Here is a 26,125-nt window from a genome sequence, read left to right on the forward strand (position 1 = left end):
CGCGTCAACTCTGGGAGCTGAAAGTTGCGTCCGAATGGCTCAAGGTGATCTCATCGCACAGTGTTGTATTTCACGTCAGTGTTTGATATTTTGGTATAGCAGCGGGGTGTCCCGCGACCACGATGACCGCGAGCCGCGGGCGACCCGATCGTCCCGAGCGAGAGCACGCGGCCCCGATCCCTCGAAAGGGACCACACCATGTCAAGCAAGAAGAAGCGCATCGCGAAGGGCCTGGGCGCCAGTGCGCTCGCCGTCGCGACCCTCGCCTCCGGCCTCTCCTTCGGGGCGACCGGTGCCACCGCCGCGGCAACCAGCGCATCGACGATCAATGCAACGTTTGACCCGAATGACCTCGAGTCGAACATGTGGGGCAAGATGTACGGTGTCTTCCCGACCTTTAACACGAACAAAGAAACCGAGCCGAGTTCATTCAGGCGAGGTCATGTTGGCGGCACGTGGACCGCGGTCGGAGTCAAGTGGTCTACCGCTGGCCACTTTACTTCGACCGCCGCTGAGGCAGAAGAGGCCGCCGGGCTGATCTCCCTCCCGGAAGTTGGAAAGTGGCAGCGGTTGATGGTCCGTGCGGACCTGAACCATATGCCTTCATGTCTTAGGTATGCCAATCCTGGTGGCGGCCTGATGGTCTCCACCGCGACGCTCGGCAACATCAGCTGCCGAGCGGGGGACGAGAACCAGCTCTTCACTCGGACTGCCGACGGAAAGATCGTCCCGTATCTCAAGCAGACGGAGTGGATCGACGGTGCAGCGAACTACTGGAACTTGCCGCGTGACTCGACGAACTTCAACTTCCACGTGGGCAAGGGAGATCCACTGAACCTCCCTTGGGATGGCAAGCCCATCGGCGACCAGACTGAGCTGGCGGGTTCGGTTGAGTTCGCGGCGGGCGTGGATGCTCGCGCGGTCGTGAAGGGTTCTACGGAAGCGTCTGGCCGGGTGGAGGTCCGCCGCGGCGAGACCGTGATCGCGTCGGGCGATGCCAACGCGGATGGTGACTACTCGATCGCGATCCCCGCCCCGGACAAGGCCGGCGACGACGAGCTCACCGTCGCACTGGTCGAGAACAACGAGGACAAGAAGACGATCAAGGTCACCGCTGCCTACGGCGCCGGTGTCGCGATCACCGCCCCGGGCAACAACGAGAACGTCTCGGGACAGTACGAGATCCGCGGCAACGCCCAGAACGGCTCGAACGTCACCGTCCGACTGAACAACGGTGCCGAGCGCGCCGTCGAGGTCAACGGCAACGGCCAGTGGTCCACCGACGTCACGCTCCCGATGGGTGAGACGACGATCACGGCGACGCAGAAGTCGAAGGGCGCCAACACGACGACGAGCAAGGTGACGGTCAACCCGGGCGAGAGCTCGGTTCCGGCACCGGAGGCGCAGGTCGTGTTCAACCAGGACGTCACCCAGCGCGCCACCATCACGGGTTCGGCACAGAACGGTGCCTCGATCGAGATCCTCGACAGCAACAACACGGTCGTCGGTCGGCCGCAGGTCGTCAACGGTCAGTTCAGCCAGACCATCACGGCACCGGGCGCGGGCGTGCACGAGTACACGGTCACGCAGACCGTGGACGGTGACACTTCCGAGGCGACGAAGGTCGCGGCCGACTTCGGCGCTGCCGTCGCGCTCACCTCCCCCGAGGGCCAGGTCGCGCCCGGCATGGTCGAGGTCACCGGCACCACCCAGGCCGGTGCGAAGGTCACGGTCGAGGCAGCCGGCAAGACCGCTGACGCGACCGTCACCGGCACCACCTGGAGCGCATCGATCGAGATCGCTCCGTCGACCACCCCGGTCCAGATCACCGCGACCCAGACGTCGAAGGGTGCGCTGACCACGAAGGCGGACACCACCGTCACGACCGACGGCCCGCAGGAGCTGCTCCCGGTGACGATCACCGGCCCCGGCACCTACACGAACGGCCAGAACGCCCGCGTGCACGGAAAGGCGAGCCCGTTCGCCGAGATCACCCTCGAGGCGCAGTGGGGGCCGCTGACCCAGAAGGGCCGAGCGGACGTGAACGGCGACTGGGAGATCTGGCGCGGTTTCGGCCCGGACGTGGCATACACGCTCACCGCGACGCAGAACCTCACCGACGGGCAGAGCTCGAAGTCCGCCACGCACGAGCTGCGACCCGAGGGCACCGACCCGTCCGCCGGTGTCGAGATCACCGGCCCCGCCGACGGCCGCTTCGACCCGACGCGCGGCAACCGCATCACCGGGACCGCGGCACCGAACGCCACGATCAGCCTCCGCGCCCCCTGGGGTGAGCTCGTGAGCGGCATCAAGGCGAACGGCTCCGGCCAGTGGGAGGTCAGCCGCGGCTTCGGCAACATGGTCTACTTCCTCACCGCCGAACAGACCCGCACCGACAACAGCAAGTCCGTCTCGCCCGAGTTCGTCCTGAAGCCGATCGCATCGCAGACCTCCCCGGTCGCGATCACCGGCCCGCGCGCCGGCTACGAGTACCCCGGCGCGACCACCGTCACCGGCATCGCGAGCCCCGGCGCGAGCGTCACGATCTCGTCCCAGTGGGACGAACTGCGCACCGTGACCGCTGACGAGGACGGCAACTGGTCCTTCAACCGCGGCTTCGGTCCGGACACCCAGTACAAGCTCAAGGCCGTTCAGACCCGGATCGACGACAGCACCACCGAATCGCCGGTCTTCGACATGAACCGCAAGACCAACAACTAACACCGCGCAACCCGCGCAACCGCACCACACGATGGCGGGCGCCCCCACGAGGGGCGCCCGCCATCCTGCATCTACCACGATCTGCAAACGTGTGATATTGTTATATTACACACAGCGCAACATTGACCCGAATGCAGGAGCACCATGACTCTTCTCGACATCATGAGGATCTGCGGCCGTTCCTGGCGGCTCCTCGTCGCACTCGTCGTCCTGGGCGGCGGTGCCGGAGCGGCCGTCGCCGCGTTCACCACCCCGGTGTTCCGGGCGGAGACCCAGCTGTTCATCTCGGTCCGATCCGCCGGCGAGGCGGCTTCGGAGCTCGTGCAGGGCAACAGTGCTGCTCAACAGAAGGTCACGTCCTACGTCGAGGTCGTGCAGAGCGCGAGCGTCCTCCAGCCGGTCATCGACGAGCTCGATCTCCCGACTGACGTTGCCGAGCTCGCCGAACGCGTGAGCGCCTCCTCCCCCGCGAACAGCGTGCTGCTGGACATCAGCGCTCTCGACGAGGACCCCGAGCTCGCCGTGCGGATCGCAGCCGCCACCGCCGAGCACTTCTCGGACCTCGTCACCACCGACCTCGACGGCACGGAAGCGGGTGCTCCCTCGCTCGTGCGGGTGAACACGATCCAGCCGCCCGTCGTCCCGGATGCACCCGCGTCACCGAGCTACCCGCAGGACATCGCCCTCGGGCTGGTCGGCGGCGTCGCGCTCGGCCTCGCACTCGTCCTGCTCCGACACCTCCTCGACACGCGTGTCCGGACGAGGGACGACGTGGAGTCCGTCACGGACGTGCCGATCCTGGGTGACATCGCGTTCGACGCCACCGCCGGCTCGCAGCCGCTGATCGTGCACTCCGACCCGCGCAACCCCCGGGCCGAGGCGTTCCGTGCCCTCAGGACGAACGTGCAGTTCATCGAACTCGACGGAGTGAAGCGAACGTTCACGATCACGTCCGCCCTGCCGTCGGAGGGCAAGTCGACGACCGCCGCCAACCTCGCTCTGACCCTCGCTGAAACCGGGGCGAAGGTCGCGCTCGTGGACGCCGACCTCCGGCGCCCCCGCATCGCGGACATGCTCGGCGTCGAGGGTGCGGCCGGCCTGACCGACCTGCTCATCGGCCGAGCCGAGATCGAGGACGTCCTGGTGCCGTGGGGCCATGGCGGCCTGCGAGTCCTGCCCGCGGGCAGCATTCCGCCGAACCCGAGCGAGTTGCTCGCGAGCGAGGCGATGCACCGACTCGTCGAGCTCCTGATCGACGAGAACGACGCCGTGGTGATCGATGCGCCGCCGCTCCTCCCCGTGACGGACGCCGCGATCCTCAGCCGGCTGACCGGGGGTGCGCTGGTGGTGTCCGCTTCCGGCCGGTCGACCCGACAGCAGCTCCGAGGGGCGATCGAGTCGCTCGAGGGCATCGGCAGCCGGGCGCTCGGCATCGTGACCACGATGCGACGCGTGAAGCACGGACGTGCCGGCGGCTACTACGCGTACCGCACCGTCGCCGACGAGCCGACCCCGTCGGAAGCGAAATCCTCCGGTCGACGCGCGCTCCCCGCGAGCGACGGCTGACCGCACCGCCGTTCCGATCACCGTCCACGAACCACACCGATCCAAGGAGAATCCTGATGAACCGCACCACCGCAACGAAGACCTTCCTCACCGCCTTCGGCATCGCCGCGGCCGCCCTCGTCCTCACCGCCTGCTCGGCTGGCGGTGCCGACCCGGACGCCTCGCCGACCTCGACCGCAGCGCCGAAGGGCGTGTCCGTCGAGTACGGGAAGTGCATCGACGGCACGCTGACGGTCTTCGCGAACGAGACGAAGGCAACGGGCGTGGTCCCGGTCGACCCGTGCGCCTCGGTCGCCATCGTGGGGACCGCCGAGTCGGGCGTGACCTACACGGTCGGCAAGACCGACAAGCTCGTCGTCGAGGGCACCGGGCTCACCGTCTCGGTCGAGTCCGCGGGGACGATCGTCGTCCCCGGGAGCAACAACACGATCACGCACGACGGCGCGGCCGAGGTCCAGGACCTGGGAGCAGGCAACACCGTGACGAAGGGCTGACGGCTCCGGACGGACCGGCGACGCGGGGACTCTCCATCCGGGCCCTCGCGTCGCCGGTCCGCTCGGTATCGTCGTTGCGTGCAGTGGAGTCACGTGAACTGGCCGAGTGTGGGCTACGCCTCGATCGAGGACGTCTCGGGCTACGCCGAGCACCTCGCCCGCCTCGTCACCGATGCACCGCCACCGGTCGCAGCCTTGGCATCGATCGTGTGGGACGGCGCCAAGGTCGAGCGCTGGACCGCCACCGGAGGCCAGCTCGAGACAGCGCTGCTCGTCCGCAACGACGAGGTCCTCGACACCGACCAGGGCCTCTGGCGGCGCTGGAACCACGCCAGGGTCTCCCTCGGCTTCCGCGGCGCGACCACCGATCCCTCCGACACGGCCGTCCTGGACCTCCTCGGCGGCGACGTCCACGTCCTGCGCGGCGAACTCGCACACGCGGCACCCGACGCTTGGGAGCTCCGGCTCCTCGTCTCCCCCACGGGCGAGGTCTCCATCACGTTCCGGGACGTCACCGTGTCCGTCACGAGCGTCTCGGAGCAGGAGTGGGACGCCCTGGACGACCGACCGCTCCACGGATGGCGTGGGCCGTTCGCGGACGGATGGGTGGACTGGGCGACGCCCGTCGTCCGCGCCGCGGCGCTCGGTGACGTCGGGGGCCTGAGCCTCGAACTGCAGGTCCTCGGCTCCGATTCCCACCCCGATCTCGACGCGCTCGATCCCCGCTGGGGCTTTGCGCCGCTCCACGCCGCGGCGTGGTTCGACCGGGTGGGCACCGCCGAACTCCTCCTCGATCTGGGAGCACGGGTCGATGTCCTCGACTCCGAGGGGCGCTCACCACTCGACCTCGCGCGGGCTCGCCAGGCCACTCGGCTCGTACGACTCCTCGAAGCCGCCTCATCCACAGACATGTAGAATGTTTTGCGGTCGCTCTGCTTTCTGATCAGGATGAGGCATTCGTCCTCGTCCATCGGAGAACCACCAGATGCCCATCAAGTCGTTCCGCGGCGTACAAGCCGTCCGATTCGCCACTGCGCTCGTGGTGGTCCTCTTCCACGCCTGCTACTGGTACAACCGCGACGCAGGCGCTGGCGCTGGCGGGCAGGCACCCACCCTCGAACTCCTCGGGGACATGTGCGTGTGGACGTTCTTCCTCATCAGCGGCTTCGTCGTGACGCACGTGGTCGACTCCGGCCGCGAACCCGACTGGTCGACGTTCGCGGTCCGTCGCGCCGTGCGGATCCTCCCCCTCGCATGGTCGATGACCGCGGTGAAGATCGTCGCCGCGATCGCCATCCCCAACGCGATGTTCGACGGCGGGCTGAACGCCGGCCGGATCGTCTCTTCGTTCCTCCTGATCCCGACACGTGATCCCGACGGGCACTTCCGCACGCTCTGGGGCGTCGAGTGGACGCTCGTGTTCGAGGCCGCGTTCTACGCGGCAGTGGCGGTCTGCATCGCCGCCCGTGTCGATCCGGTCCGCTTCATCACACCGATCCTCGTCGCCGTCAGTGTCCTCGCCGTCTGGCGTCCCGAGGGCGGGAGCATCACGTGGTTCTACGCCGATCCCGTCCTGCTCTTCCTGGCCGCCGGCATGGTCCTCTCCCGCGCCCATCGCGAGGGCCGCCCGTTCTCGGGGATGCTCTGGCTGTCCGGCTTGGCAGTCGTCTTCGCGGTCATCCGTGCCCTGACCGGAGCAAGCGGAGCGGTCGAGGCCGTCGCGGTCTTCCTCCTCGTGTCCGGCGTCTTCGCGGCGGTGATCGCGTCGGAACGTCGCATCGGCGCACGGATCCCGGCGTGGCTTGTCACCGCGGGCGAAGCCTCGTTCGCGATCTACCTGACGCATCCGCTCGTGGCGCAGCTCCTCCCACGGTTGCTCGGGCTCACCGGGGTGACCGGTGTCCCGTGGTGGGCGGTCGTCAGCGTCTCCGTCGCGATCTCGGTACTGTTCGGCCTCGCCGTGCACCGATGGCTCGACGCACCGTTCGGCCGTGTGCTCCGACGACGGTTCGTCCCGCGCAAGCCATCGGTGCCAGCTCGGACCCCGGACCGGCAGGCGACCGCCTGAACGGACCAGCGGTGGGTAGAGACGGACGGGAGGCGCGGTGCCAGCTGGCACCGCGCCTCCCGTCCGCCCTCCGGCTGCGTCTCAGACCGTGAGCGCGTTGGCGGCGGCGACCCGCCCGTACCACCGCGCCGAGTCCTTCGGCGTCCGGGCGAACGTCACCGGGTCCCACGACACGAGCCCGAACGTCGGGCGGAAGCCCGACGCCCACTCGTAGTTGTCGAGCAGCGACCAGTGCTGGTAGCCGAGGACCTCGATGCCGTCCTCGATGCAGGCGTGGATCCCCTCGAGGGCACCCTGCGTGTAGGCCACCCGGCGGGAGTCGTCGGCGGTGGCGATACCGTTCTCGGTGATCATGAGCGGCACGTGCCCGGAGAGCTCCCACGCGCTGCGGAGCCCGTCGGCCGAGGCCTCGGGGTAGAACTCCCACCCGGTCAGGGTCGTCTCGACGTCGTCTGCCACGGGGAGCGGGCCCGACGGTCCGATGAAGGTGCGGGTGTAGGCCTGCACGCCCAGGAAGTCGTCACCGGCGGCGTTCTCGAGGTACCAGTCGTCGCGCGGGTACCCGTACTCGCGGAGCATCTCGTCGGCGCCGGGCTCCCCGTTCGACCGGAACGCCTGCGTCGCGATGGTCCAGCCGGACTGCAGGCCGGACACCTGCGACAGGACCTCGCGGGACCGCTTGTGCGAGGCGAGCAGTGCGTCGGCGACCCCGAGGTCCGGGTTCGGCAGGCCGTAGGCGACCAGGTTCGCCGCGTCCTCACCGCCGGCGAGCATCGCCGCGATGTTCGGCTCGTTGATCGTGCAGACGTAGCGGACGCCGTCCTGCACGACGGGGAGCGCGGCCTCGGTGTAGCGGGCGAACAGGTCGGCGGCGTCGGGGGCGCGCCAGAAGCCGTCGCGTTCGAACCAGCGCGGCACGGTGAAGTGCATGAGCGTGACGATCGGTTCGATGCCGAACTCGTGGCAGGTCTCGACCATGCGGCGGTAGTGGTCGATCTCGGCGCGGCTGACGAACCCGCGCTCGGGTTCGATCCGTGCCCACTCGATGCTGAACCGGTAGGAGTTCAGCCCGAGGTCGGCCGCGATGCGGATGTCCTCGCGGTACCGGTGGTAGCTGTCGGCGGCGTCACCCGAGGGCTCGACGATGGTGGTGTCGGGCTCGTGCTCGTGCACCCACCAGTTGCTGTTGACGTTGTTGCCCTCGATCTGGTGCGCGGCGGTGGCGGCACCCCAGAGGAAGCCCTTCGGGAACTGCAGCGTGGTGATGATCGTGCCTTTCAGTGCTGTGACAGGAAGCGGTCGAAGGTGTGGAGCGTCGCCGACGGGTTCTCGACCTGCGGGCCGTGGTAGCTCTCCGGGATGACCTCGTAGGCGGCGCCGGTGTCCTCCGCCATCTGCCGCTGCCAGGGGATCGGCCAGGCGCCGTCCCACTCGCCGTGGGTCACGAGCACCGGGAGCCCGGTGGCGCGGAGTGCGGCGGAGGAGTCGGTGTGGTCCTCGAGGATGTGTCCACCGGCGACGACGCTCGCGGGGTCGTGCGCGTCGAAGCGGTCACGGACGAACCGGGGGTCGTCGGGGAGTTCCTCGTCGGGCCGGTACGCCCAGAGCGGGTTGGTGGAGTCGAACAGCTGGCGGAGGTTGCCGCCGGTGTCGTGCAGGATCGTCAGCTCGGCGACCTTGCGGTGGGGCCAGCCGTACGGTCCGGAGCAGAACTGCACCACGTCACGGAAGGCGCTCGGGTCGGCGATGGCCGCCTCGCGGACGATCACGCCGCCGAGCGAGTGGCCGATGAGGTGCACGGGAGCGCCGTCGTCGAGCAGCCGTGCGACCCGGACGACGTCGGCGGCCTCTTCCTCGAGTCGGTAGCCGTCCGGCCCCGATGCGCGCGCCGAATCGGCCTGGCCGCGGCGGCTGATCGCCACCGCGGTCCAGCCGGCGTCCCGGAGGAGCGGCAGGAACGTGCGCCAGTCCTCCTTCGAGCCGGTGTACCCGGGCACGACGAGGACGGTGCCCTTCGACGGCCCGGGAGGCACGACGCGGTAGGCGGTGAGTCGGCCGACGGGGAGGTCGATGCCGACGACGTCGACGCACTCGGGGGTGGGCAGGTGGCCGAACGGCGGGACGGACGGGAAGTCGCGGAGCGTGCTCATGCCAGCAGTGCCCGTCGTGGGTTCGGTACCGCGTCGAGCAGCGCCACCGTGTAGTCGTCCTGCGGGTGCTGCAGCACCTCGGCCGTACGGCCCCGTTCGACCACGGCGCCGTCGTGCAGCACCATGATGTCGTCCGTGATGAGCCGCGCGCTGAGCAGGTCGTGCGTGATGTACAGGAGCGAGACGCCCCACTGCTCGCGGAGGTCTTCGAGCAGGGCGAGCACCCCGGCACGGAGCGTCACGTCGAGCATCGAGACCGGCTCGTCGGCGATGATCACCTGCGGGTCGGACGCGAGCGCCCGGGCGATGACCACGCGCTGGCGCTGGCCACCCGAGAGCTGGTGCGGGAGCTTCTGCGCGAACTGCTCCACCGGCGTCAGGCCCACGGTCTCGAGCAGCTCGAGCACGCGCTTCCGGGCATCACGCCCGCGCAGGTTCGTGTAGTTCGCGACGGGGCGGGACAGCGTGTACTCGACCGTGTGCAGCGGGTTGAGCGCGGCGTACGGGTCCTGGAACACCATCTGCACCTCGGAGCGGAGGTCCTTCAGCCCCCGTCTCCCGAGCTTCGCCACGTCCGTGTCGCCGAACCGGACCGTGCCGGTCGTCGGCTTCTCGACGCCGGTCAGCATCTTCGCGATCGTCGACTTGCCCGATCCGGACTGGCCGACGAGGGCGAGCGACTGCCCGGGTTCGAGGGTGAACGACACGTCGCGCACCGCCTGCACCGGCTGCTCGCCGCGACGGGGTGCCGGGTAGGTCTTCACGAGGTGCTCGACCACGATCGGGTTGCGGGCGGCGCTGCGCTCACGGGAGCCGACCGTGCTGAACGACGTCGTGGTCTCCTGGCGGGTCGCCGACGGGTCGCGCTGCGACCGGTCCGGGAAGCCCGGCAGGCTCACGACCTCGGCACGCGGGTCGGCGTAGTGCGACAGCAGCATCTGCGTGTACTCGTCCTGCGGGTCGCGGAGGATCTCCTTCGAGCCGCCGTCCTCGACGATGCGGCCCTCGTGCATGACGAGCACGCGCTCGGTCGCCTCGAGGACGATGCCGAGGTCGTGGCTGATCAGGATGGCCGTGAAGCCCTCGGCCTGCTGCAGCTCGATGATGGTGTCCATCACGGCGTGCTGCACGAGGACGTCGAGCGCGGTGGTCGGCTCGTCGAACACCATGAGCTGCGGCTCGAGCGAGAGCGCCAGGGCGATCGACACGCGCTGCCGCATGCCGCCGGACAGCTCTCCCGGGTACCGCGCGAGCATGGCGGTGGGGAGCTTCACCTTCTCGATGAGCTCCTTCATCCGGGCGTCCCAGCGATCACGCGACACGTGGCCGTGGGCTTTGAAGATGTCGATGAAGTGGTTGCGGATGGTCCGCACCGGGTTGAGCGCGTTCATGCCGGACTGCAGCACCATCGCGAACCCGCCCTGGCGCTGCTGCCGGAGGGCTTCCTCGTCGAGGTCGCGGATGTCGTGGCCGCCGAAGAAGATGTTGCCGCCGTTGGTCCGAGCCGGCGGCTTCTGCAGCCGGGTCAGCGCGTAGCCGAGGGTCGACTTGCCGGAACCCGACTCGCCGACCAGGCCGACGAACTCACCCTTCCGCAGCTGGAAGGACACGTGGTCGACCGCCTGGACGGCCTCCTGACCGGCCGATTCGTACACGACCGACAGGTCGCGGACGTCGAGCAGCACGTCCTGCGTGGCGCTCGTGGTGTCGGACGGGAGGCGCGTGGCGGCGCCGTCCCGCGCCTCCAGGCCGTCGATCGGTTCGGAACGCGAGCCGCTCATGCGGTGGCCTCCTTGCGCTTGCGACGCGCGCCTTCGCGCAGTCGCGGGTTGGACACGGCGTCGACGCCGAAGTTGATCAGGGTCAGGCTCATCGCGAGGAGTGCGATGCAGAGACCCGGGGCGAACAGCAGGATCCACTGACCGGTCAGCAGGGCGTTCGAGTTCTGCGCCCAGTAGAGGATCGTGCCCCAGCTCACGATGGACGAGTCGCCGAGTCCGAGGAACTCGAGGCCCGCCTCGGCGAGGATCGCGCTCGTGGCCGCGCCGAAGAACGAGCCGACGATGAGGCTCGTCATGTTCGGCAGGATCTCGCGGAACACGATGCGCGTCGCACCGTCGCCGGAGAACTGCGCCGCGGTCACGAAGTCACGACCGCGGAGGGACTGCGTCTGGCTGCGCAGGACGCGCGCGCCCCAGGCCCAGCCGGTGACCACGATCACCGCGATGATGACCGCGATGCCGCCGTTCTGCAGGTACGCGGCGATGACGATCATGAGCGGCAGACCGGGGATGACGAGGAAGAGGTTCACGATGAACCCGATGACCTCGGCGATCCAGCCGCGGACGTAGCCCCAGCTCAGGCCGATCGCGACGGCGACGAGCGTGGACAGCAGCCCCGCGACGGCACCGACGAGCACGGAGATCCGGGCGCCGTAGATGATCTGCGACAGGACGTCCTCGCCGGCGGCGGTCGTGCCCATCCAGTGCGCGCCGGTGGCGTCGGCGCTCCGCGCGAACCCGTTCTGGCTCGCGCCGTACGGGGCGAGGAGCGGGGCGAAGATCGCCACGATCACGAAGACGGCGAGGATGATGATGCCGATCCGGGCCTTGGTGTTGCTCCAGACGACGCCGAACTGGCGGGCGGCGGCTCGGAGTTTGCTCGGGGCGGTGGGTTCTTCTGCTTGCGTGCGAACTGCGATCGTGGTCATCGGCGCGTCCTCGGGTCCAGGACGCCGTAGAGGACGTCCACGATGAAGTTGGCGATGAGCACCGACACGGTGATCATCAGGAAGAGGGCCTGCATGAGCGGGTAGTCCTGCCCGATCACGGCGTTGAACAGCAGGTAGCCGATGCCCGGGTAGCCGAACACCTGCTCGACCAGGACCGAACCGCCGACCACACCACCGAGTGCCAGACCGAAGCCGGTCAGGTTGGGCAGGATCGCGTTGCGGGCCGCGTACCGGATCGCCACGGTGCGTCCGCGGAGACCGTTCGCCTCGGCGAAGGTCACGTAGTCGTCACCGAGGGTGTTGATCATGGCGTTGCGCATGCCGATGATCCAGCCGCCGAGGCTCGTCACGAGGATCGTGATCGCCGGCAGGACCGCGTGCTGCAGGGCGTCCCCGAGGAACGCACCGTTCAGGCCCGGGGTCGTCGTCGCGGAGTAGGCGCCCGTGGTCGGGAACCAGTGCAGGACGTAGCCGAGGAAGAAGAGCAGCAGGAGCGCCGTCCAGAAGTACGGGAACGTCGACATGAACGAGCCCGACAGGGTCGGCAGCGAGTCCAGCCAGGTGCCGCGCTTCCAGGCCGCGCCGACACCGATCAGGGTGCCGAGCACGAACGCGAGGATCGTCACGACGCCGACGAGGATCAGCGTGTACGGCAGGGCCTGGGCGACGAGGTCCCCGACAGGCTGCGGGTAGAACGTGTAGCTCGTGCCGAAGTCGAGGGTGATGACCTGGTGCAGGTAGCTGACGTACTGGTCCCAGAGGTTGCCGCTCGGGACGCCGAGCTGGGCCTCGATGGCCTTCTTGGTGGCGTCGGTGACCGGGCCGTTCTGGCTGAGCTTCGCGAGGGCCGCGTCGGTCGGGCTGCCGGGCATGAGTCGCGGGAGCACGAAGTTCAGCGTGACCGCGGCCCAGAGGGTGAGGACGAAGAGGACGAGTTTCTGGAGGATGTACTTCACTTCTGGTCCTCTTCGGCCTTGATGATCGCCCGGCCGGCTGCGCTGTCGCGGAGCCGCAGCTTCGAGAAGATGAGCAGCGGTGCCGAGTCGTAGTTCTGCGGCGCCATGTAGGGGTCCTCGGCGCTGGGCCAGCCGACGAACTTGCCGGTGTTGAACAGGCCCCAGAGTCCGCCGTAGTACATGCCGATCACGGGCAGGTCGTCGTACACGATCTCCTGCAGCTGGTTCAGGATCTCCTGCTGCTTCGCGGTGTCCGTCGTCGCCTTGTACTCGTCGAGGAGCTTCTGCGTGTCGGCGTTCTGGTACCGCTCGTAGTTGTTCACCGTCGACTTGCCGACCGGCTGGTAGAAGTCGCTCGAGAGCAGGGAGTTGAACGCCTGGTAGACGTCACCGTTGCCCATGCCGCCCATCGCCATGTCGAACTGGCCGTTGTTGAGGTTCGACTGGTAGCCGGCGGGCTGCGGTGCCTGGATCGACACCTTGATGCCGATGGCCGTCAGGTTGCGCTGCACGGTCTGCGCGGCGCGGAGCCAGTCCGAGTAGCCGTTCGCGGTCATGATCGTGATGGACAGCTGCTTGCCGTCCTTCATGATCTTGCCGTCCTGCTCGGTCCAGCCGGACTTCGCGAACGCCTGCTTCGCGGCGTCGACGTCCTGCGCGACCATGCCCTGGTCGGGGATGTCCGGGTTGAGGTACTTCTCCTGGTTCGGCAGGATCAGGCCGGTCTGGCCCGCCGCCGCCAGGTTGCCCTCGGACGCGGTCTCGGCGATGTCGTCGCGGTCCAGGGCGAGGGAGATGCCCTTCCGGACGTTGACGTCGTTGTACGGCGCCTTCGTCAGGTTCGGGATGAGGCCGATGACGCCGCCGGCCGGGAACCACCACGTGTTCGTCTTCGACGCCGCTCCCCAGGTGCCCTTCACGTCGGAGATGAAGGAGTACGCCCAGTCGTAGCCGCGCGTGACGGTGTCGAGCTGCGTGTTCGTCGCCGGGAGGATCAGGTGCTTGATGGCGATCTTGTCGGCCTGCCAGTACTTCGGGTTCTTGTCCATCGAGTACTGCTGGTCGGTGTAGTTGCCGAGCACGAACGGACCGGTCCCGACGGGGTTCGGGTCACGCCACGTCGTCGGGTCCTTCACGCCGCCGTAGTGCTTCTCACCGAGGATGTACGTCGCGCCGATGATGTTGAGGCTCGGCACGTCGTCGCCCTTGAGGTGGAAGACGACGTGGCCGTCCGTGCTCTCGATGCTGTCGATGTGCTGCCAGGCGCCCTTGACGTCCATCGCCGGGAACTTCTTGAGCAGGTCGAACGTGAAGACGACGTCCTTCGCGCTGAACGGCGAGCCGTCCGACCACTCGACACCCTTGCGGATCGTCATGTCGATCGTGCGCGCGTCCGGCTGGTCCCAGCTGCTCGCGAGCCACGGGGTGCCCTTGCCGTCGAGGGGGTTGATCTCGATGAGCGGCTCGTACATCCACTTGCTCGCCGTGCGGGCGTTCGCGATGTACGGGTTGAAGTTGCGGTCGAACAGCGGGTTGCCGTGGTCCGCGTTGATGAGCATCGTGTCCTTGCCGATGCTCGGGTCCGGCTGGGACCGGACCTGGATGCTGCAGCCGGTGGCCGCGAGGGCCACGACCGCGATGCCGGCGATGGCCGCGATGAGGCGGCCTCTCCGTCCCCGGCGGGTGCCCGGGGTGCGCGCTGGGACGCGCTGTGGGGGAAGCGTCATTGCTCGGTCGACCTCCGTGTCGAGTCGGTACGGAGACAATGTATGCGCTTACATCGCGTCGCGCAACCGGGCGGGTTGTTTCGCGGGGCGGCACGTGTGCGGGCGGTCCGGACCGCAGTGTGCGAGGTTCCGACCGGCGTGCGCGGGCGCGAGCGCCCCACGGTGCGCGGAACCTCGCACACTGCGGCGACGCGGCGCCGCGGGAGCTCGCACACCGCGGCGACGCGGGACCTCGCAGCGACGACGCGGCGCCGCGGGACCGCGCACACCGACGCAGGCGCAGCCGACACCTACAGCGCCGGCGGGCAGCTCTCGCGCAGGAGCACCTCGACCGGCAGGCGCATCGCCCGCGGCGGCCCCTCGCGGCGCTCCAGCCGGTCCACGATCGCCCGCACCGCCGCGCGCCCGAGCTCCCCCATCGGCTGGTGCACGGTGGTCAGGCGCGGCGACGAGAACCGACCCGCGTCGATGCCGTCGAAGCCCGTCACGACGAGGTCCTCCGGCACCCGCACACCCCGCGCCCCCGCGGCGTCGAGCACCCCGAGCGCCGACTGGTCGTTCGAGCAGACGATCGCCCGCGGGACGGCGTCCCCGTCGAGCAGCTGGGCCGCGAGCTCCCGGGCCCGCGCACGCCCGAAGTCGCCGTGCACGACACGCACCGACGACGCCGGCACCCCGTGGTCCTCGAGCGCCTGGCGGAAGCCCGCGGAGCGCTCGATGTCGTCCGGCGAGTCGATCGGCCCCGCCAGGTACACGAGCGACGACCGGATGCCGAGCCGCCCGATGACGTGCGCGCCGAGTGTCCGCATGCCCGCCGCGTTGTCCACGCTCACCGAGTCGAACCCGTGCGAGCGCCGGTCGTCGGCGAGCACCACGACCGGGATCCGTCGGGCGACGTGTTCGAGCAGGTCGTCGGGCACCGTCTGGGCGAGCACCGCGAGACCGTCGACCCGGCCGGCGACGTCGTTCACGATGACGTCCCGCGAGGACCCCCGCCCCGCGGCCACCATCAGCGCCAGACCACGCTGCCAGGCCTCGGTCTCGGCGCCGCGCAGGACCTCGTCGAAGTACAGGTTGGACGAGAACGGCTGCGTCACGTGCCGCCGGTCGTCGACGACCCGCACGCCGCCGTCCGTGACGAGGTCGGGGCGTTCGTCCGGCACGACGTCGAACCCGGGCAGCAGCAGTCCGACCACGCCGGTGCGCTTGCCCGCGAGGGCCCGTGCGTTCCCGGAGGGCACGTACCCGAGCGTCCGGATCGCCGCCTGGACCCGGTCGCGCGTGCCCTCGCGGACGGCGTCCGGCGTGCGGAGCACGCGGGAGACGGTGGCGATGGAGACGCCCGCCGCGGAGGCCACGTCGTAGACCGTGGGAGGTGCGGTGCGCTGCTCGGCCAAAGCCCGTCCCTCCTGTCCGACGTCCGCTGGTGTCGTGCCGCGAGCCGCGCGGCCGGACCATCCTAGGCATGGTGCAGACCGGGACTTTCCCACATGTGACGGAAACCCCTTGCGCGATCCGGACAGCGCGCGCGACACTGTCACGACCTCAGCACGTCCCGTGAGGAAGCGCACCAACGACGGTGCCCACACACACAGGAGAAGACGCGATGTCCCAATCGACACGGTCCGGCAGCAAGAGCGCGATCCGGCTCACCACCGACGAGGCCGAGGTGCGCGACGCACTGCTCGACCACTCCGACGGCGGCAACGCCTGGATCTTCGACCAGATCGACGCGGCCGAGGACGCGGCGACGAAACCGTAGCGGCCTTCCCGGAGGCGCGGTGCGGGTCCGCCCCGCACCGCGCCCTCCGCGGGTGGGCGCGTCCACGGCACGGCCGTCGCGTCAGCGCTCGGTGCTGCCCACGATCGCCATGCCGGCGCCCCGCAGACGCCGGCGCTCCTGCGCGATCCACGCCAGCAGCCGGTCGTTCGTGCCGGCGACGTGCGCCGCGAGCAGCTCGGCCGCGCGGTCCGCGTCCCCGGAGCGCACGGCGTCGATGATGGCGCTGTGCTCCTCCCACGCGGCGTCGCGGGCCTCGGGCGTGCGCACCTCGATCCAGCGCGTGCGCTCCAGACGGGTGAGTGCATCGGCGATGGCGTCGGTGATGAACCGGTTGCCGCCGAGCGCGGCGAGGTCGAGGTGGAACGTCGAGCCCATCCGGATGCCGGCCTGCTGGTCGGGCGTCGGCCGGAGGGAGTCGAGGTGGCCGCGGACCTCGGCGAGCTGTTCCTCGGACGCGCGTGCCACCGCGAGCCGGGCGGCGGCGGGTTCGAGGACGCCGCGGAGTTCCGCGAGCGAGGCGATCTCGTCGAGGTCGATCGGGGTGACCGTCCACGAGCGACCCTCGTGCAGGATGAGCCCTTCGCGTTCGAGCCGCGACAGGGCTGCGCGCACGGGGGTCCGTGAGGCGTGGAACCGCGCCTCGAGCCCCCGCTCGGAGATGCGCTCCCCCGGGGCGATCTCGAGCGTGAGGATCGCGGCTCGGAGGTTGTCGTAGAGCTGGCTCGTCTGCGACACGGGCGCTGCATCGGTCGTCTCGGTCACGGCGATCCAGCCTAGCGGCGATCCGGACCGGATGGTATACCGTAATGGTATACCAATCCGTTCCACACTGAAACGATCTCGTGACCACCACCTCCCGCGCCTGGACGATGCTCGGCCTCGGCGTCGCCGCCCAAGCAGCCGGCACCCTCGTGGTGTCCGCCCCCGCGCTGCTCATCCCGTACCTGCACGCCCACGGCACGACGCTCACCCTCGCCGGGCTCCTGGCAGCCGCACCGACGTTCGGCATGGTCCTGACGCTGATCGCCTGGGGTGCGATCACCGACCGCGTCGGCGAGCGCGTCGTCATCGCGGGCGGGCTCGTGCTCACGACCCTCGCGGTCGTCGGGGCCTGGCTGGCAGCGGGCGACCCGGTGCTGCTCGGCCTGGCGTTCCTCGCCGCCGGCATGACGAGCGCCTCGACGAACGCCGCGAGCGGTCGGGTCGTGGTGGGGTGGTTCCCGAAGGAGCGGCGCGGCCTCGCGATGGGCATCCGGCAGATGTCGCAGCCGCTCGGGGTGACGCTCGCGGCCGTCACGGTCCCGCAGCTCGCCGAGGCGGACGGCATCCGCGCGGCCCTCGTCCTGCCCGTCGTCCTGTGCGCCGTGCTCGCCGTGCTGTGCGCGATCGGCATCGCGAACCCGCCCCGCCCCGCGCGTGCGGACGCCCCGGTGGAGCACGTCGCGAACCCGTACCGGGCGAACGGGTTCCTGTGGCGGATCCACGCGGTGTCGGTCCTGCTCGTCGTGCCGCAGTTCACGCTGTCCACGTACGGCCTGGTGTGGCTCGTCGGCCTCGGCTGGTCGACCCCGGCCGCGGGACTGCTCGTCGGGGCGTCGCAGTTCGTCGGCGCCGTCGGGAGGATCCTCGTCGGCGCCTGGAGCGACCGCGCCGCCTCGCGCGTCGGCCCGCTGCGGATCGTCGCGGTGAGCGCCGCCGTGGTGATGGGGCTGCTGGCGCTGGTGGACGCCACGCACCTCGCCGCCGCCGCGGTGTTCCTCGTCGTCGCCACGAGCGTCACCGTCGCGGACAACGGGCTCGCGTACACGTCGGTGGCCGAGGCCGCGGGGCCGTTCTGGTCCGGGCGGGCGCTCGGGGCGCAGAACACCGGGCAGTTCATCGCGGCGAGCGCCGTGGGTCCCGGGGTCGGCGCGCTCGTCGGGGCGCTCGGGTTCGCGGCGTCGTTCTCGATCGTGGGGGTGCTGCCGCTGCTGGCGCTGCCGCTGGTGCCCCGGCGCGATCGTTCCCACGACTGACCGCAGGACGGACGGGAGGCGCGGTGCCAGCCAGCACCGCGCCTCCCGTCCGTCAGGTGCTCACCGCATCAGGCGGGCACGGCCGGCCCCACCGGCCACCGCAGCAACGCCGCCGCCGCGACCCCGCCCGGCAGCGACGCCGCGTTGACGAGCACGAGCTCCGCGTCCGTCAGCACCGCCGCACGCACGAGCGCGCACACCGCCGGCACCGCTCCGATGACGGGCGTCCCGGCAGCCTGTTCCGGCGCCGTCGCCACCCACGGGGCACCGGCGAGCGCGAGGAGCGTCCGCTCCCCGACCGCCACGGCGTCGAGCGCGACGACCGATCCCTGCGCCTGCTGCAGCGCCCCGACGACTGCTCCGAGCCCGGTCACGGCGAGGTTGTCGCCCCGACCGACGTGGGTGCGGAGCAGGTCCTCGAGGTCGTGGCGTCGGGTGGCGACGACCCGGGCGAGCGCGGTCTCGACGTGCTCGACGAACGCCTGCTTCGACGAGGCGTCGGCGCGGGGGTCCCCCGGGAAGACGGAGGTCAGCGCACGGGTCTCCGAGGACAGCGCCTTCACGAGGAGTTCCCGCGCGGTGACGTCCCCGGCGACCACGACCAGTCCGGGTCGGAGTGTCCGGACGGCCTCGTCCACGGCGGCGGCGGTCTCCGACGAGTTCTGCTTCCAGATCTCCTCGGTGTGCTGCTGCCAGTGCGGCTGCTTCCACCCGGTCCCCGCCTTGGCGTAGTGCAGGGTGTCGTTGCGCCCCTGGACCTGCTGCTCACCGCCGGTCGCGTCGAGCGGCGCGTGACCGAGTCGGTAGGCGCGGAAGGCCCCGCCCTCCTTGCCGGCGTGCACCACCAGGAACGGCAGGTCGACGGGCCGGTGGGCGACGAGCGGCACGAGGTCGGGGACGGCACCGACGCCGACCGACTCCGCGCCGTGCAGGTGGCCGGGCAGGACCTCGCTCAGCACGAGGGCACCGTCGTGGACGAGCACGTACCGGGTGACGGGCGAGGGGACACCGGGTTCCTGCTCGAACTCGCCGGCGACGAGGTCGACCACGTCGTCGGTCGCACCCTGCGCACGGAGGGCCTCCTCGACGGCACGCAGCTTCAGTGCCGCCTGCCGTCGGGGGTCCTCCACGTTGCCGGAGACGTCGGCGTACGCCCAGGCCCAGGTCCCACCGCCCTCCAGCCGCTGTCCCAGGATCCCGTGCAGTTCGCTCGTCGCGTTGGTCGACGTCATGGCAGCTCCTCTCGGACGGATGCCGGGGCTGTCACGGACCCCGACGTTTCGTGTTGGCCCACACTCCACCCCGGCGGGGCACGGTGTTCCACGTCTGGAGGGAACGTCCAGAGTCTTCGTGAAAGTACAGCTGCGCTCGGTTCTGTGGTTGGGTTGGAGGCATCCCGCTCGACGACGAACCGGAGTCCCGGCAATGACGCCTCCACCGAACCGACGGCCCATCTCCCGACGACAACTGCTGGGCTTCGGCCTCGGCGCGGCCGCGACCGGACTGCTCGCCGGCTGCGCGGTGCCGGGCTCGACCAACGTGAACAAGGCGGCGCTGATCCCCGCCGCCGCGAGCGGGCAGAAGGTCGAGCTGACCTACTGGGCCTGGCTGAAGGACCTGCAGAAGGTCTGCGACGTCTGGAACACGACCCACCCGGACATCCAGGTGACCGCGAACTGGATCCCGGGCGGCAACAGCGGCGGGTACCAGAAGATGTACTCCGCGCTCGCGGCCGGCGGCGGCCCGGACATCGGGCAGGTCGAGCTCCGCCAGATCCCCGAGTTCATGCTCGCCAACGGCCTGGTCGACCTCGCCCGCTACGGCGCGAAGGACTTCGAGTCGAAGTACGACGACGCCGCCTGGGCGCAGGTCTCGTTCGTGGACGGCATCTACGGCATTCCCCAGGACACCGGCCCCATGGGCTTCTACTACCAGACGGCGCTCCTGGAGCGGGCCGGCGGCGAACCCCCGACGACGTGGGACGAGTGGCGCGACCTCGCCGAGAAGGTCCGGAAGACCGGGGCGCAGAACTACCTCGAGGTCTTCCCGGTCTCGGACGCCTCCCCCTTCGCCGCGTACGCGCAGCAGGCCGGCGCCCGGTGGTTCAAGGTCGACGGCGACGAGTGGGTCGTCGACATGACCGACGACAAGACCCTGATGGTCGCCGAGTTCTTCGACGGCGTCATCGACGACAAGCTCGTCGACACGAGCGCCGGCGCGTACTCCCCCGGCTGGTACGCCTCGGCCGCGAGCGGCAAGATCGCGGCCGTCACGAGCGCGAGCTGGGGCGACGCCCTCATCGAGTCCGTCCAGGGCGGCGAGGGCAAGTGGAAGGTCGCACCCATGCAGAAGTGGGGCGACACCGGGTTCGGGTCGAGCGCGATCGGCGGTTCGACGGCCGCGGTGCTCGCCAACGCGAAGCACCCGAAGGAAGCGCTCGAGTTCATCACGTGGATGACCACCTCGAAGGAGGGCATCGACGCGATGATCAAGTACTGCGGCATCGGGTGGTCGCCCGCGAAGGACTACATCGGGGCGCAGCGCGAGCAGCCGAGCAAGTGGTTCTCCGGGCAGAACTACAACGAGGACGTCTTCGTCCCCGCCGCCCAGGAGCAGAACGTCGAGTGGTCCTGGTCGCCCGTGACGCAGTCGGCGTTCACGAGTCTGCAGAACCAGTTCCGCCGCAAGCTCACGAGTGGGCTGAAGCTCACCGACGCGGTGGAGCTCGCCCAGAAGGAGATCGTCCAGTCCTTCAAGGACAAGGGCCTCAGCGTGAGGACGGCACGATGACCACGACGCAGCCGAAGAACGGCTTCCGCACGAGCACGAAGGCCACGGTCGCCCAGAAGCGCGCCCCGTGGATCCTGCTCGCACCCTTCCTCGCCCTGTTCGTGCTGACGTTCATCATCCCGATCATCAGCGCGCTGTTCCAGTCGTTCACGACCGTCGACCGCGAGGGGCTGTTCGGCGAGGACGGCGTCGTCGGCAGGTTCGCCGGGTTCGACAACTACGCGATCGCGCTGCAGGACGCCGGCTTCGTCGCCTCGATCGGCCGCATGCTGCTGTTCGGCATCGTGCAGGTCCCGGTGATGATCATCGCCTGCACGATCCTCGCGCTGCTGCTCGAGTCGGCGAGCGCCCGCTGGCCGGGCTTCTTCCGTGCGATCTACTTCATGCCGTACGGCGTCCCCGGCGTCATCGCCACGATCCTGTGGTCGTTCCTCTACGTGCCGGGCCTGTCGCCGATCGTGTCGCTGCTGCAGGGGATCGGGCTCCAGCCGGACTTCCTCGGCGCGAACAGCGTGCTCTGGTCGATCGCGAACATCGTCACGTGGACGTACACCGGCTACAACATGCTCATCATCGTGGCGCAGCTGAAGTCCATCCCCGGCGAGGTCTACGAGGCCGCCAAGGTCGACGGCGCGAACGCGTTCCAGGTCGCGTGGCGGATCCAGATCCCCCTCATCGCGCCGGCACTCGTGCTCACGACCGTGTTCTCGATCATCGGCACGCTGCAGCTCTTCGCGGAGCCGCAGATCCTGTCCACGGTCGCCCCCGCGATCGACACCGAGTACACGCCGAACTACGCCGCCTACACGAACGCGTTCGCGTTCAACGAGTACGGCGTCGCGAGTGCGCAGGCGGTCATCATCGCGCTGGCAGCGTTCATCCTGTCGTTCGCGTTCCTCGCGTTGACGAACCGTCCGCCGAAGGACGAGCGGGATCGCCGCAAGCGGGCGAAGCGGGACGGCCAGGAGGCGCGGGTCGCGCTCCAGACGCGCGTCGCGTCCGCCGGGACGGTCACCACCCAGGCCGCACCGCACCTCCAGGGCCGCTCCGGTCCGGACCACGGCACCACCGTCACGAAGGGGGCGGACGCATGAGCAGCGAAGCCATCGAAGCGCCGGCCACCGCGAAGACCGCGGTCCCGGTGGACACCACGTCGATCTCGGCGCACCAGCGCCGCAAGCTCGACCGCTCCGGCAAGTCGCAGATCGTCGTGACGGGCATCCTCGTCATCGTCGCGATCTACTTCCTCGTCCCGCTGTACTGGGTGATCATCGCCGCGACGAAGACCACCGGTGCGCTGTTCGCCACGAACGGTTTCTGGTTCGGCGGCGACTTCGCGCTGTTCAGCAACCTCCAGCAGGTGTTCACGTACGACGGCGGCATCTTCGTCCGCTGGATCGCGAACAGCATCCTGTACTCGGGCGTCGGCGCCGTCCTCGCGACGTACTTCGCCGCGGCGGGTGGCTACGCGCTCGCGAAGTACGAGTTCCGGGGTCGGCAGCTCGTGTTCGGCACGATCCTCGGCGGCGTGCTCGTGCCGGGGACGGCGACGGCGCTGCCGCTGTTCCTGCTGTTCTCGACGCTGGGCCTGACCGACACGTACTGGAGTGTGCTCATCCCGAGCCTCGTCTCACCGTTCGGCCTGTTCCTCTGCCGGGTGTACGCCGCGGCGTCGGTGGACACCGCGCTCCTCGAGCAGGCACGCATCGACGGGGCCGGCGAGCTCCGGATCTTCCACACGATCGTGCTCCGGCAGATGACGCCGGCACTCGTCACCGTGTTCCTGTTCCAGGTCGTCGGTATCTGGAACAACTTCTTCCTGCCGCTCATCATGCTGGCCGACCAGAAGCTGTACCCGATCACACTGGGACTCAACAACTGGCGCTCGCAGGTGGACCGGCTGCCGGAGTTCTACCAGCTCACCACCGGCGGGGTGCTCGTCTCGGTCATCCCGCTCGTCATCGCCATCATCGTCCTGCAGCGCTTCTGGCGCGGGGGCCTCACGGAAGGATCGGTCAAGGGTTGACCATCGCCGCACTCTCCTCCACCGCCCCCGGTTCGGACACCCGGCTGGCCCCACGGGCCTGGCTGCACACGGACGCTCCCGCCCTGTCGTTGGACGGGGAGTGGGACTTCCGGTGGTCGCCCGTCGCGGACGTCCCGGAACCGGGGCCGGAGGACGAGTGGGGCACGATCCCGGTGCCGGCGCACTGGGTGCTGCACGGGCACGGCGCACCGAGCTACACGAACCTGCAGTACCCGTTCCCGATCGACCCGCCGCACCCGCCGGAGGAGAACCCGACCGGCGACTACCGACGCACCTTCGACGTCCCGACGTCCTTCGACGCCGCGGCCCGGGTGCTGCTCCGGTTCGACGGGGTGGAGTCGCACTTCCGGGTGTGGGTGAACGGCGTCCTCATCGGATGGTCGACCGGGTCGCGGCTCGCGACGGAGTTCGACGTCACGTCCGTGCTGCGACCGGGGGCGAACGAGGTCCGCGTCCGGGTGCACCAGTGGTCGGCGGCCTCGTACCTCGAGGACCAGGACCAGTGGTGGCTGCCCGGGATCTTCCGCGACGTCACGCTGCTGGCGCGGCCGACCGCCCCGATCGACGACGTGTTCGTCCGCGCCGGGTGGACCGCCGTGCTCGGGAGTGCGGCGAGCGCCGGGACCGCGGCGTCCGGCCGACCGTCGACCGGCACGGGGACGGTCTCGTTCCCGACCGTCGATGCTGCGTTCCCGGTGCGCTTCACGGTGCCCGCGCTCGGCGTCGACGTCTCGTGGGCGTCCGCCGACGAGGTCGGACCGATCACCGTCGAGGGTGTCGAGCCGTGGAGCGCCGAGCTCCCGACGCTGTACGACGCGACGCTGTCCACCGGGACCGCAGCCGGTGGGAGCGCCGGTGGTGAGACCGTGTCGCTGCGGCTCGGCTTCCGCACCGTGTCGATCGAGGGCGATCGGTTCCTGGTGAACGGCGAGCGCGTGGTGTTCCACGGCGTGAACCGGCACGAGACCCACCCCGTGCGCGGTCGGGTGTTCGACGAGGAGCACGCACGCGCCGACATGGCGCTCATGAAGCGGAACAACGTCAACGCCATCCGGACGTCGCACTACCCGCCCCACCCCCGCGTGCTCGACCTCGCCGACGAGCTGGGCTTCTGGGTGATCCTGGAGTGCGACCTCGAGACGCACGGGTTCATCTTCACCGGCTGGGTCGGCAACCCGTCGGACGACCCGGCCTGGCGCGAGGCGTACCTCGACCGCATCGCGCGGACCGTCGAGCGCGACAAGAACCACGCGTCGATCGTGATGTGGTCGCTCGGCAACGAGTCCGGGACCGGCCGCAACCTCGCCGCGATGTCGCAGTGGGTGCACGACCGCGACGACGAACGTCCGGTCCACTACGAGGGCGACTACACGGGCGCCTACACCGACGTGTACTCGCGCATGTACCCGTCGCTGCAGGAGACCGAGTCGATCGGCGGCGGTCCGGAAACGCCCCTGCTCGGCTGCGGCCCGGCCGAGGCGGCTCGTCAGCGGTCGAAGCCGTTCATCCACTGCGAGTACGTGCACGCGATGGGCAACGGGCCCGGCCAGATCGCCGAGTACGAGGCCCTCGTGGACAAGTACCCGCGCCTGCACGGTGGGTTCGTGTGGGAGTGGCGGGACCACGGGCTGCTCGCGCACACCCCCGACGGACGGCCGTACTACGCGTACGGCGGCGACTTCCACGAGGTCGTCCACGACGGCAACTTCGTGATGGACGGCCTGGTGCTGCCCGACGACACCCCGACGCCGGGGCTGGCCGAGTTCGCGGCCGTCGTGGCGCCGATCCGGCTGTCCGCGTCGGACACCACCGTGCTCATCGAGAACCGGTACCACTCGGCCTCGACCGCGGGACTGCGGTTCCACTGGACGCTGTCCCGGAACGGCGTGGTGGAGCACGAGGGCCGGTTCTCGCCGGGCGTCGTCGCGGCGCGGTCCTCCGCCACGGTGCCGGCGCCGGACGAGGTGCTCGAGGCCGCGACCGCGGCGCCCGCCCCCGGTGACGAGCTGTGGTTCGACGTCAGGGCGGAACTGGCGGGGCCGACCTCGTGGGCGGACACCGGCCACGTCCTGTCACGCACCCAGACGCTCGTCGCATCGCGCGAGGCGGACGTGCCACGGGCCTCCGGTCAGGGGTGGGACGGCGACCGACTCGGGGACGGGACGTTCTCGGCCCGCGGTGACCTGGTGTCCTGGAAGGGGCACGAGGTCGCCGGGCCGCGGCTCGAGCTGTGGCGCGCACCGACCGACAACGACAGTCTGGCGTCGCAGGGCGGGTACGAGACGGCCGACCCGGTGCTGACGCACGGCGTGGGCGACCCGGACGCTCCCCCGTCGGCCACACGCTGGCGGGAACGTGGGTTGGACCGGCTCACGCACCGGCTCGTGTCGGTGTCGCGGACGGACTCCGGGCTCGAGCAGCGGGTCCGCGTCGCGGCGGCGAACAGCGGGTGGGGCGTCGACGTCACGCACCGCTGGACCCTGACCGACGCCGGGCTGCTGCTGCAGACCGACGCGGTGCCGTTCGGCGCGTGGGACGTCACGTGGCCACGGATCGGGGTGCGGTTCGACCTACCACCGTCCCTGGCCGGCTCGGACGCGTCGTGGTTCGGCACGGGGCCGCTCGAGTCGTACGCGGACTCGTCGCACGCCGCCCGCGTCGGACGCTTCTCGGCACCGGTGCGGTCGCTCGGCGTCGAGTACTCGATGCCGCAGGAGACCGGGCACCGGCCGTCGCTGCGCGAGCTGTCGGTCGGGCCGTTCACCGTGTCCACCGTCGGCTCGCACCGTGCGGGGTTCACCCTGTCGCCGTGGACCGCGCAGCAGATCGGTCGCGCGATGCACCCCTACGAGCTGCCGGTGTCGGAGCACCTGTACCTGTACCTCGACGCCGCGCAGCACGGCCTGGGGTCGCGTGCGTGCGGCCTCGACGTGCTGCCGGAGCACCAGCTCTGGCCGCAGGCGTTCTCGTGGAGCGTCGTGCTCGGCTGAGCGCAGCCCGGAAGTCGTATATCTGATACATATTCCTTGCGCCCGTGTCGGGCGTCCGGAAGGGTCTTCTCCACCAGCAGAGAGGAC

General features: G+C 70.0%; 20 protein-coding genes. 11 read left to right on the forward strand and 9 right to left on the reverse strand.

The features are described from left to right. Window positions 1-198: 198 nt before the first annotated feature. From BM028_RS04060 to BM028_RS04080, 5 genes are all read left to right on the forward strand, one after another. Window positions 199-2,721 carry an Ig-like domain-containing protein gene (locus tag BM028_RS04060; RefSeq protein ID WP_139219740.1) on the forward strand — a complete coding sequence of 841 codons (2,523 nt, stop codon included), beginning with the start codon at window positions 199-201 and terminating at the stop codon, window positions 2,719-2,721. A gap of 144 nt (window positions 2,722-2,865) precedes the next feature. After that, window positions 2,866-4,287, forward strand: a complete 1,422-nt coding sequence (locus tag BM028_RS04065; protein ID WP_092384682.1) for a tyrosine-protein kinase domain-containing protein — start codon at window positions 2,866-2,868, stop codon at window positions 4,285-4,287. A 56-nt stretch (window positions 4,288-4,343) separates the two neighbouring features. Further along, window positions 4,344-4,781, forward strand: a complete 438-nt coding sequence (locus BM028_RS04070; protein WP_092384684.1) for a DUF3060 domain-containing protein — start codon at window positions 4,344-4,346, stop codon at window positions 4,779-4,781. A gap of 78 nt (window positions 4,782-4,859) precedes the next feature. Continuing rightward, window positions 4,860-5,696: a hypothetical protein gene (locus BM028_RS04075; RefSeq protein WP_139219741.1), complete on the forward strand. Its 837-nt coding sequence runs from the start codon at window positions 4,860-4,862 to the stop codon at window positions 5,694-5,696. 70 nt (window positions 5,697-5,766) lie between these two features. Further along, window positions 5,767-6,849, forward strand: coding sequence for an acyltransferase family protein (locus tag BM028_RS04080; RefSeq protein WP_092384688.1), 1,083 nt, complete (start codon window positions 5,767-5,769; stop codon window positions 6,847-6,849). A gap of 81 nt (window positions 6,850-6,930) precedes the next feature. On the opposite strand, the gene BM028_RS04085 is transcribed toward BM028_RS04080, so the two are convergent. The 7 genes from BM028_RS04085 to BM028_RS04115 all read right to left on the reverse strand — a co-directional run bounded on the left by BM028_RS04085 (window position 6,931) and on the right by BM028_RS04115 (window position 15,810). Next, entirely contained in the window at window positions 6,931-8,118 is a 1,188-nt protein-coding gene (locus BM028_RS04085; RefSeq protein ID WP_092384985.1) for a glycoside hydrolase family 1 protein, read from the reverse strand. Window positions 8,119-8,126: 8 nt separating this feature from the next. Continuing rightward, complete coding sequence (locus BM028_RS04090) at window positions 8,127-8,999, reverse strand: alpha/beta fold hydrolase (RefSeq protein ID WP_092384690.1); 873 nt, start codon at window positions 8,997-8,999, stop codon at window positions 8,127-8,129. Continuing rightward, window positions 8,996-10,780, reverse strand: a complete 1,785-nt coding sequence (locus BM028_RS04095) for an ABC transporter ATP-binding protein (protein WP_092384692.1) — start codon at window positions 10,778-10,780, stop codon at window positions 8,996-8,998. The genes BM028_RS04090 and BM028_RS04095 overlap by 4 nt, the downstream gene beginning before the upstream one ends. Continuing rightward, on the reverse strand, window positions 10,777-11,709 hold the full coding sequence (locus tag BM028_RS04100; RefSeq protein WP_070417090.1) for an ABC transporter permease: 933 nt from the start codon (window positions 11,707-11,709) through the stop codon (window positions 10,777-10,779). The genes BM028_RS04095 and BM028_RS04100 overlap by 4 nt, the downstream gene beginning before the upstream one ends. After that, the gene (locus tag BM028_RS04105; RefSeq protein ID WP_070417091.1) at window positions 11,706-12,686 is read right to left on the reverse strand and encodes an ABC transporter permease; all 981 of its coding nucleotides are present in this window, start codon (window positions 12,684-12,686) and stop codon (window positions 11,706-11,708) included. The genes BM028_RS04100 and BM028_RS04105 overlap by 4 nt, the downstream gene beginning before the upstream one ends. Next, the gene (locus tag BM028_RS04110; RefSeq protein WP_254789384.1) at window positions 12,683-14,413 is read right to left on the reverse strand and encodes an ABC transporter substrate-binding protein; all 1,731 of its coding nucleotides are present in this window, start codon (window positions 14,411-14,413) and stop codon (window positions 12,683-12,685) included. The genes BM028_RS04105 and BM028_RS04110 overlap by 4 nt, the downstream gene beginning before the upstream one ends. Window positions 14,414-14,703: 290 nt before the next feature. Next, the gene (locus BM028_RS04115; RefSeq protein ID WP_070417092.1) at window positions 14,704-15,810 is read right to left on the reverse strand and encodes a LacI family DNA-binding transcriptional regulator; all 1,107 of its coding nucleotides are present in this window, start codon (window positions 15,808-15,810) and stop codon (window positions 14,704-14,706) included. Window positions 15,811-16,019: 209 nt separating this feature from the next. Between BM028_RS04115 and BM028_RS18435 the strand changes: the two genes are divergently transcribed. Beyond that, window positions 16,020-16,175, forward strand: a complete 156-nt coding sequence (locus BM028_RS18435) for a hypothetical protein (RefSeq protein ID WP_156794780.1) — start codon at window positions 16,020-16,022, stop codon at window positions 16,173-16,175. An 81-nt stretch (window positions 16,176-16,256) separates the two neighbouring features. On the opposite strand, the gene BM028_RS04120 is transcribed toward BM028_RS18435, so the two are convergent. Continuing rightward, a complete protein-coding gene (locus BM028_RS04120; RefSeq protein ID WP_254789385.1) occupies window positions 16,257-16,958 on the reverse strand; it encodes a GntR family transcriptional regulator in 702 nt (233 codons plus the stop codon). Window positions 16,959-17,065: 107 nt separating this feature from the next. On the opposite strand from BM028_RS04120, the gene BM028_RS04125 reads away from it, so the two are divergent. After that, window positions 17,066-18,211, forward strand: coding sequence for an MFS transporter (locus tag BM028_RS04125; protein ID WP_092384989.1), 1,146 nt, complete (start codon window positions 17,066-17,068; stop codon window positions 18,209-18,211). 68 nt (window positions 18,212-18,279) lie between these two features. Here the strand turns inward: BM028_RS04125 and BM028_RS04130 are convergent, their stop codons facing one another. Continuing rightward, on the reverse strand, window positions 18,280-19,443 hold the full coding sequence (locus BM028_RS04130) for a baeRF2 domain-containing protein (protein WP_092384694.1): 1,164 nt from the start codon (window positions 19,441-19,443) through the stop codon (window positions 18,280-18,282). A gap of 193 nt (window positions 19,444-19,636) precedes the next feature. Between BM028_RS04130 and BM028_RS04135 the strand changes: the two genes are divergently transcribed. Genes BM028_RS04135 through BM028_RS04150 form a run of 4 tightly spaced genes read left to right on the forward strand, consistent with a single transcriptional unit; the run spans window position 19,637 to window position 26,038 of the window. After that, complete coding sequence (locus BM028_RS04135) at window positions 19,637-21,001, forward strand: extracellular solute-binding protein (protein WP_092384696.1); 1,365 nt, start codon at window positions 19,637-19,639, stop codon at window positions 20,999-21,001. Beyond that, entirely contained in the window at window positions 20,998-22,095 is a 1,098-nt protein-coding gene (locus BM028_RS04140; protein WP_071294396.1) for a carbohydrate ABC transporter permease, read from the forward strand. Before BM028_RS04135 ends, BM028_RS04140 begins: the two co-directional genes overlap by 4 nt. Continuing rightward, window positions 22,092-23,027: a carbohydrate ABC transporter permease gene (locus tag BM028_RS04145; RefSeq protein ID WP_092384698.1), complete on the forward strand. Its 936-nt coding sequence runs from the start codon at window positions 22,092-22,094 to the stop codon at window positions 23,025-23,027. Before BM028_RS04140 ends, BM028_RS04145 begins: the two co-directional genes overlap by 4 nt. Beyond that, window positions 23,024-26,038, forward strand: a complete 3,015-nt coding sequence (locus tag BM028_RS04150) for a glycoside hydrolase family 2 TIM barrel-domain containing protein (protein ID WP_092384700.1) — start codon at window positions 23,024-23,026, stop codon at window positions 26,036-26,038. The genes BM028_RS04145 and BM028_RS04150 overlap by 4 nt, the downstream gene beginning before the upstream one ends. Window positions 26,039-26,125: the final 87 nt, after the last annotated feature.

This window comes from Curtobacterium sp. YR515 (assembly GCF_900113095.1).
Lineage (GTDB): Bacteria > Actinomycetota > Actinomycetes > Actinomycetales > Microbacteriaceae > Curtobacterium.

What these genes read in the sequence shown, in the direction of transcription:
- BM028_RS04095 (WP_092384692.1), bottom strand. Translation starts at nt 10,780, where the DNA reads ATGAGCGGCTCGCGTTCCGAACCGATCGACGGCCTGGAGGCGCGGGAC.
- BM028_RS04145 (WP_092384698.1), top strand. Translation starts at nt 22,092, where the DNA reads ATGAGCAGCGAAGCCATCGAAGCGCCGGCCACCGCGAAGACCGCGGTC.
- BM028_RS04110 (WP_254789384.1), bottom strand. Translation starts at nt 14,413, where the DNA reads ATGACGCTTCCCCCACAGCGCGTCCCAGCGCGCACCCCGGGCACCCGC.
- BM028_RS04065 (WP_092384682.1), top strand. Translation starts at nt 2,866, where the DNA reads ATGACTCTTCTCGACATCATGAGGATCTGCGGCCGTTCCTGGCGGCTC.
- BM028_RS18435 (WP_156794780.1), top strand. Translation starts at nt 16,020, where the DNA reads ATGTCCCAATCGACACGGTCCGGCAGCAAGAGCGCGATCCGGCTCACC.
- BM028_RS04140 (WP_071294396.1), top strand. Translation starts at nt 20,998, where the DNA reads ATGACCACGACGCAGCCGAAGAACGGCTTCCGCACGAGCACGAAGGCC.
- BM028_RS04135 (WP_092384696.1), top strand. Translation starts at nt 19,637, where the DNA reads ATGACGCCTCCACCGAACCGACGGCCCATCTCCCGACGACAACTGCTG.
- BM028_RS04070 (WP_092384684.1), top strand. Translation starts at nt 4,344, where the DNA reads ATGAACCGCACCACCGCAACGAAGACCTTCCTCACCGCCTTCGGCATC.
- BM028_RS04130 (WP_092384694.1), bottom strand. Translation starts at nt 19,443, where the DNA reads ATGACGTCGACCAACGCGACGAGCGAACTGCACGGGATCCTGGGACAG.
- BM028_RS04080 (WP_092384688.1), top strand. Translation starts at nt 5,767, where the DNA reads ATGCCCATCAAGTCGTTCCGCGGCGTACAAGCCGTCCGATTCGCCACT.
- BM028_RS04090 (WP_092384690.1), bottom strand. Translation starts at nt 8,999, where the DNA reads ATGAGCACGCTCCGCGACTTCCCGTCCGTCCCGCCGTTCGGCCACCTG.
- BM028_RS04125 (WP_092384989.1), top strand. Translation starts at nt 17,066, where the DNA reads ATGCTCGGCCTCGGCGTCGCCGCCCAAGCAGCCGGCACCCTCGTGGTG.
- BM028_RS04060 (WP_139219740.1), top strand. Translation starts at nt 199, where the DNA reads ATGTCAAGCAAGAAGAAGCGCATCGCGAAGGGCCTGGGCGCCAGTGCG.
- BM028_RS04100 (WP_070417090.1), bottom strand. Translation starts at nt 11,709, where the DNA reads ATGACCACGATCGCAGTTCGCACGCAAGCAGAAGAACCCACCGCCCCG.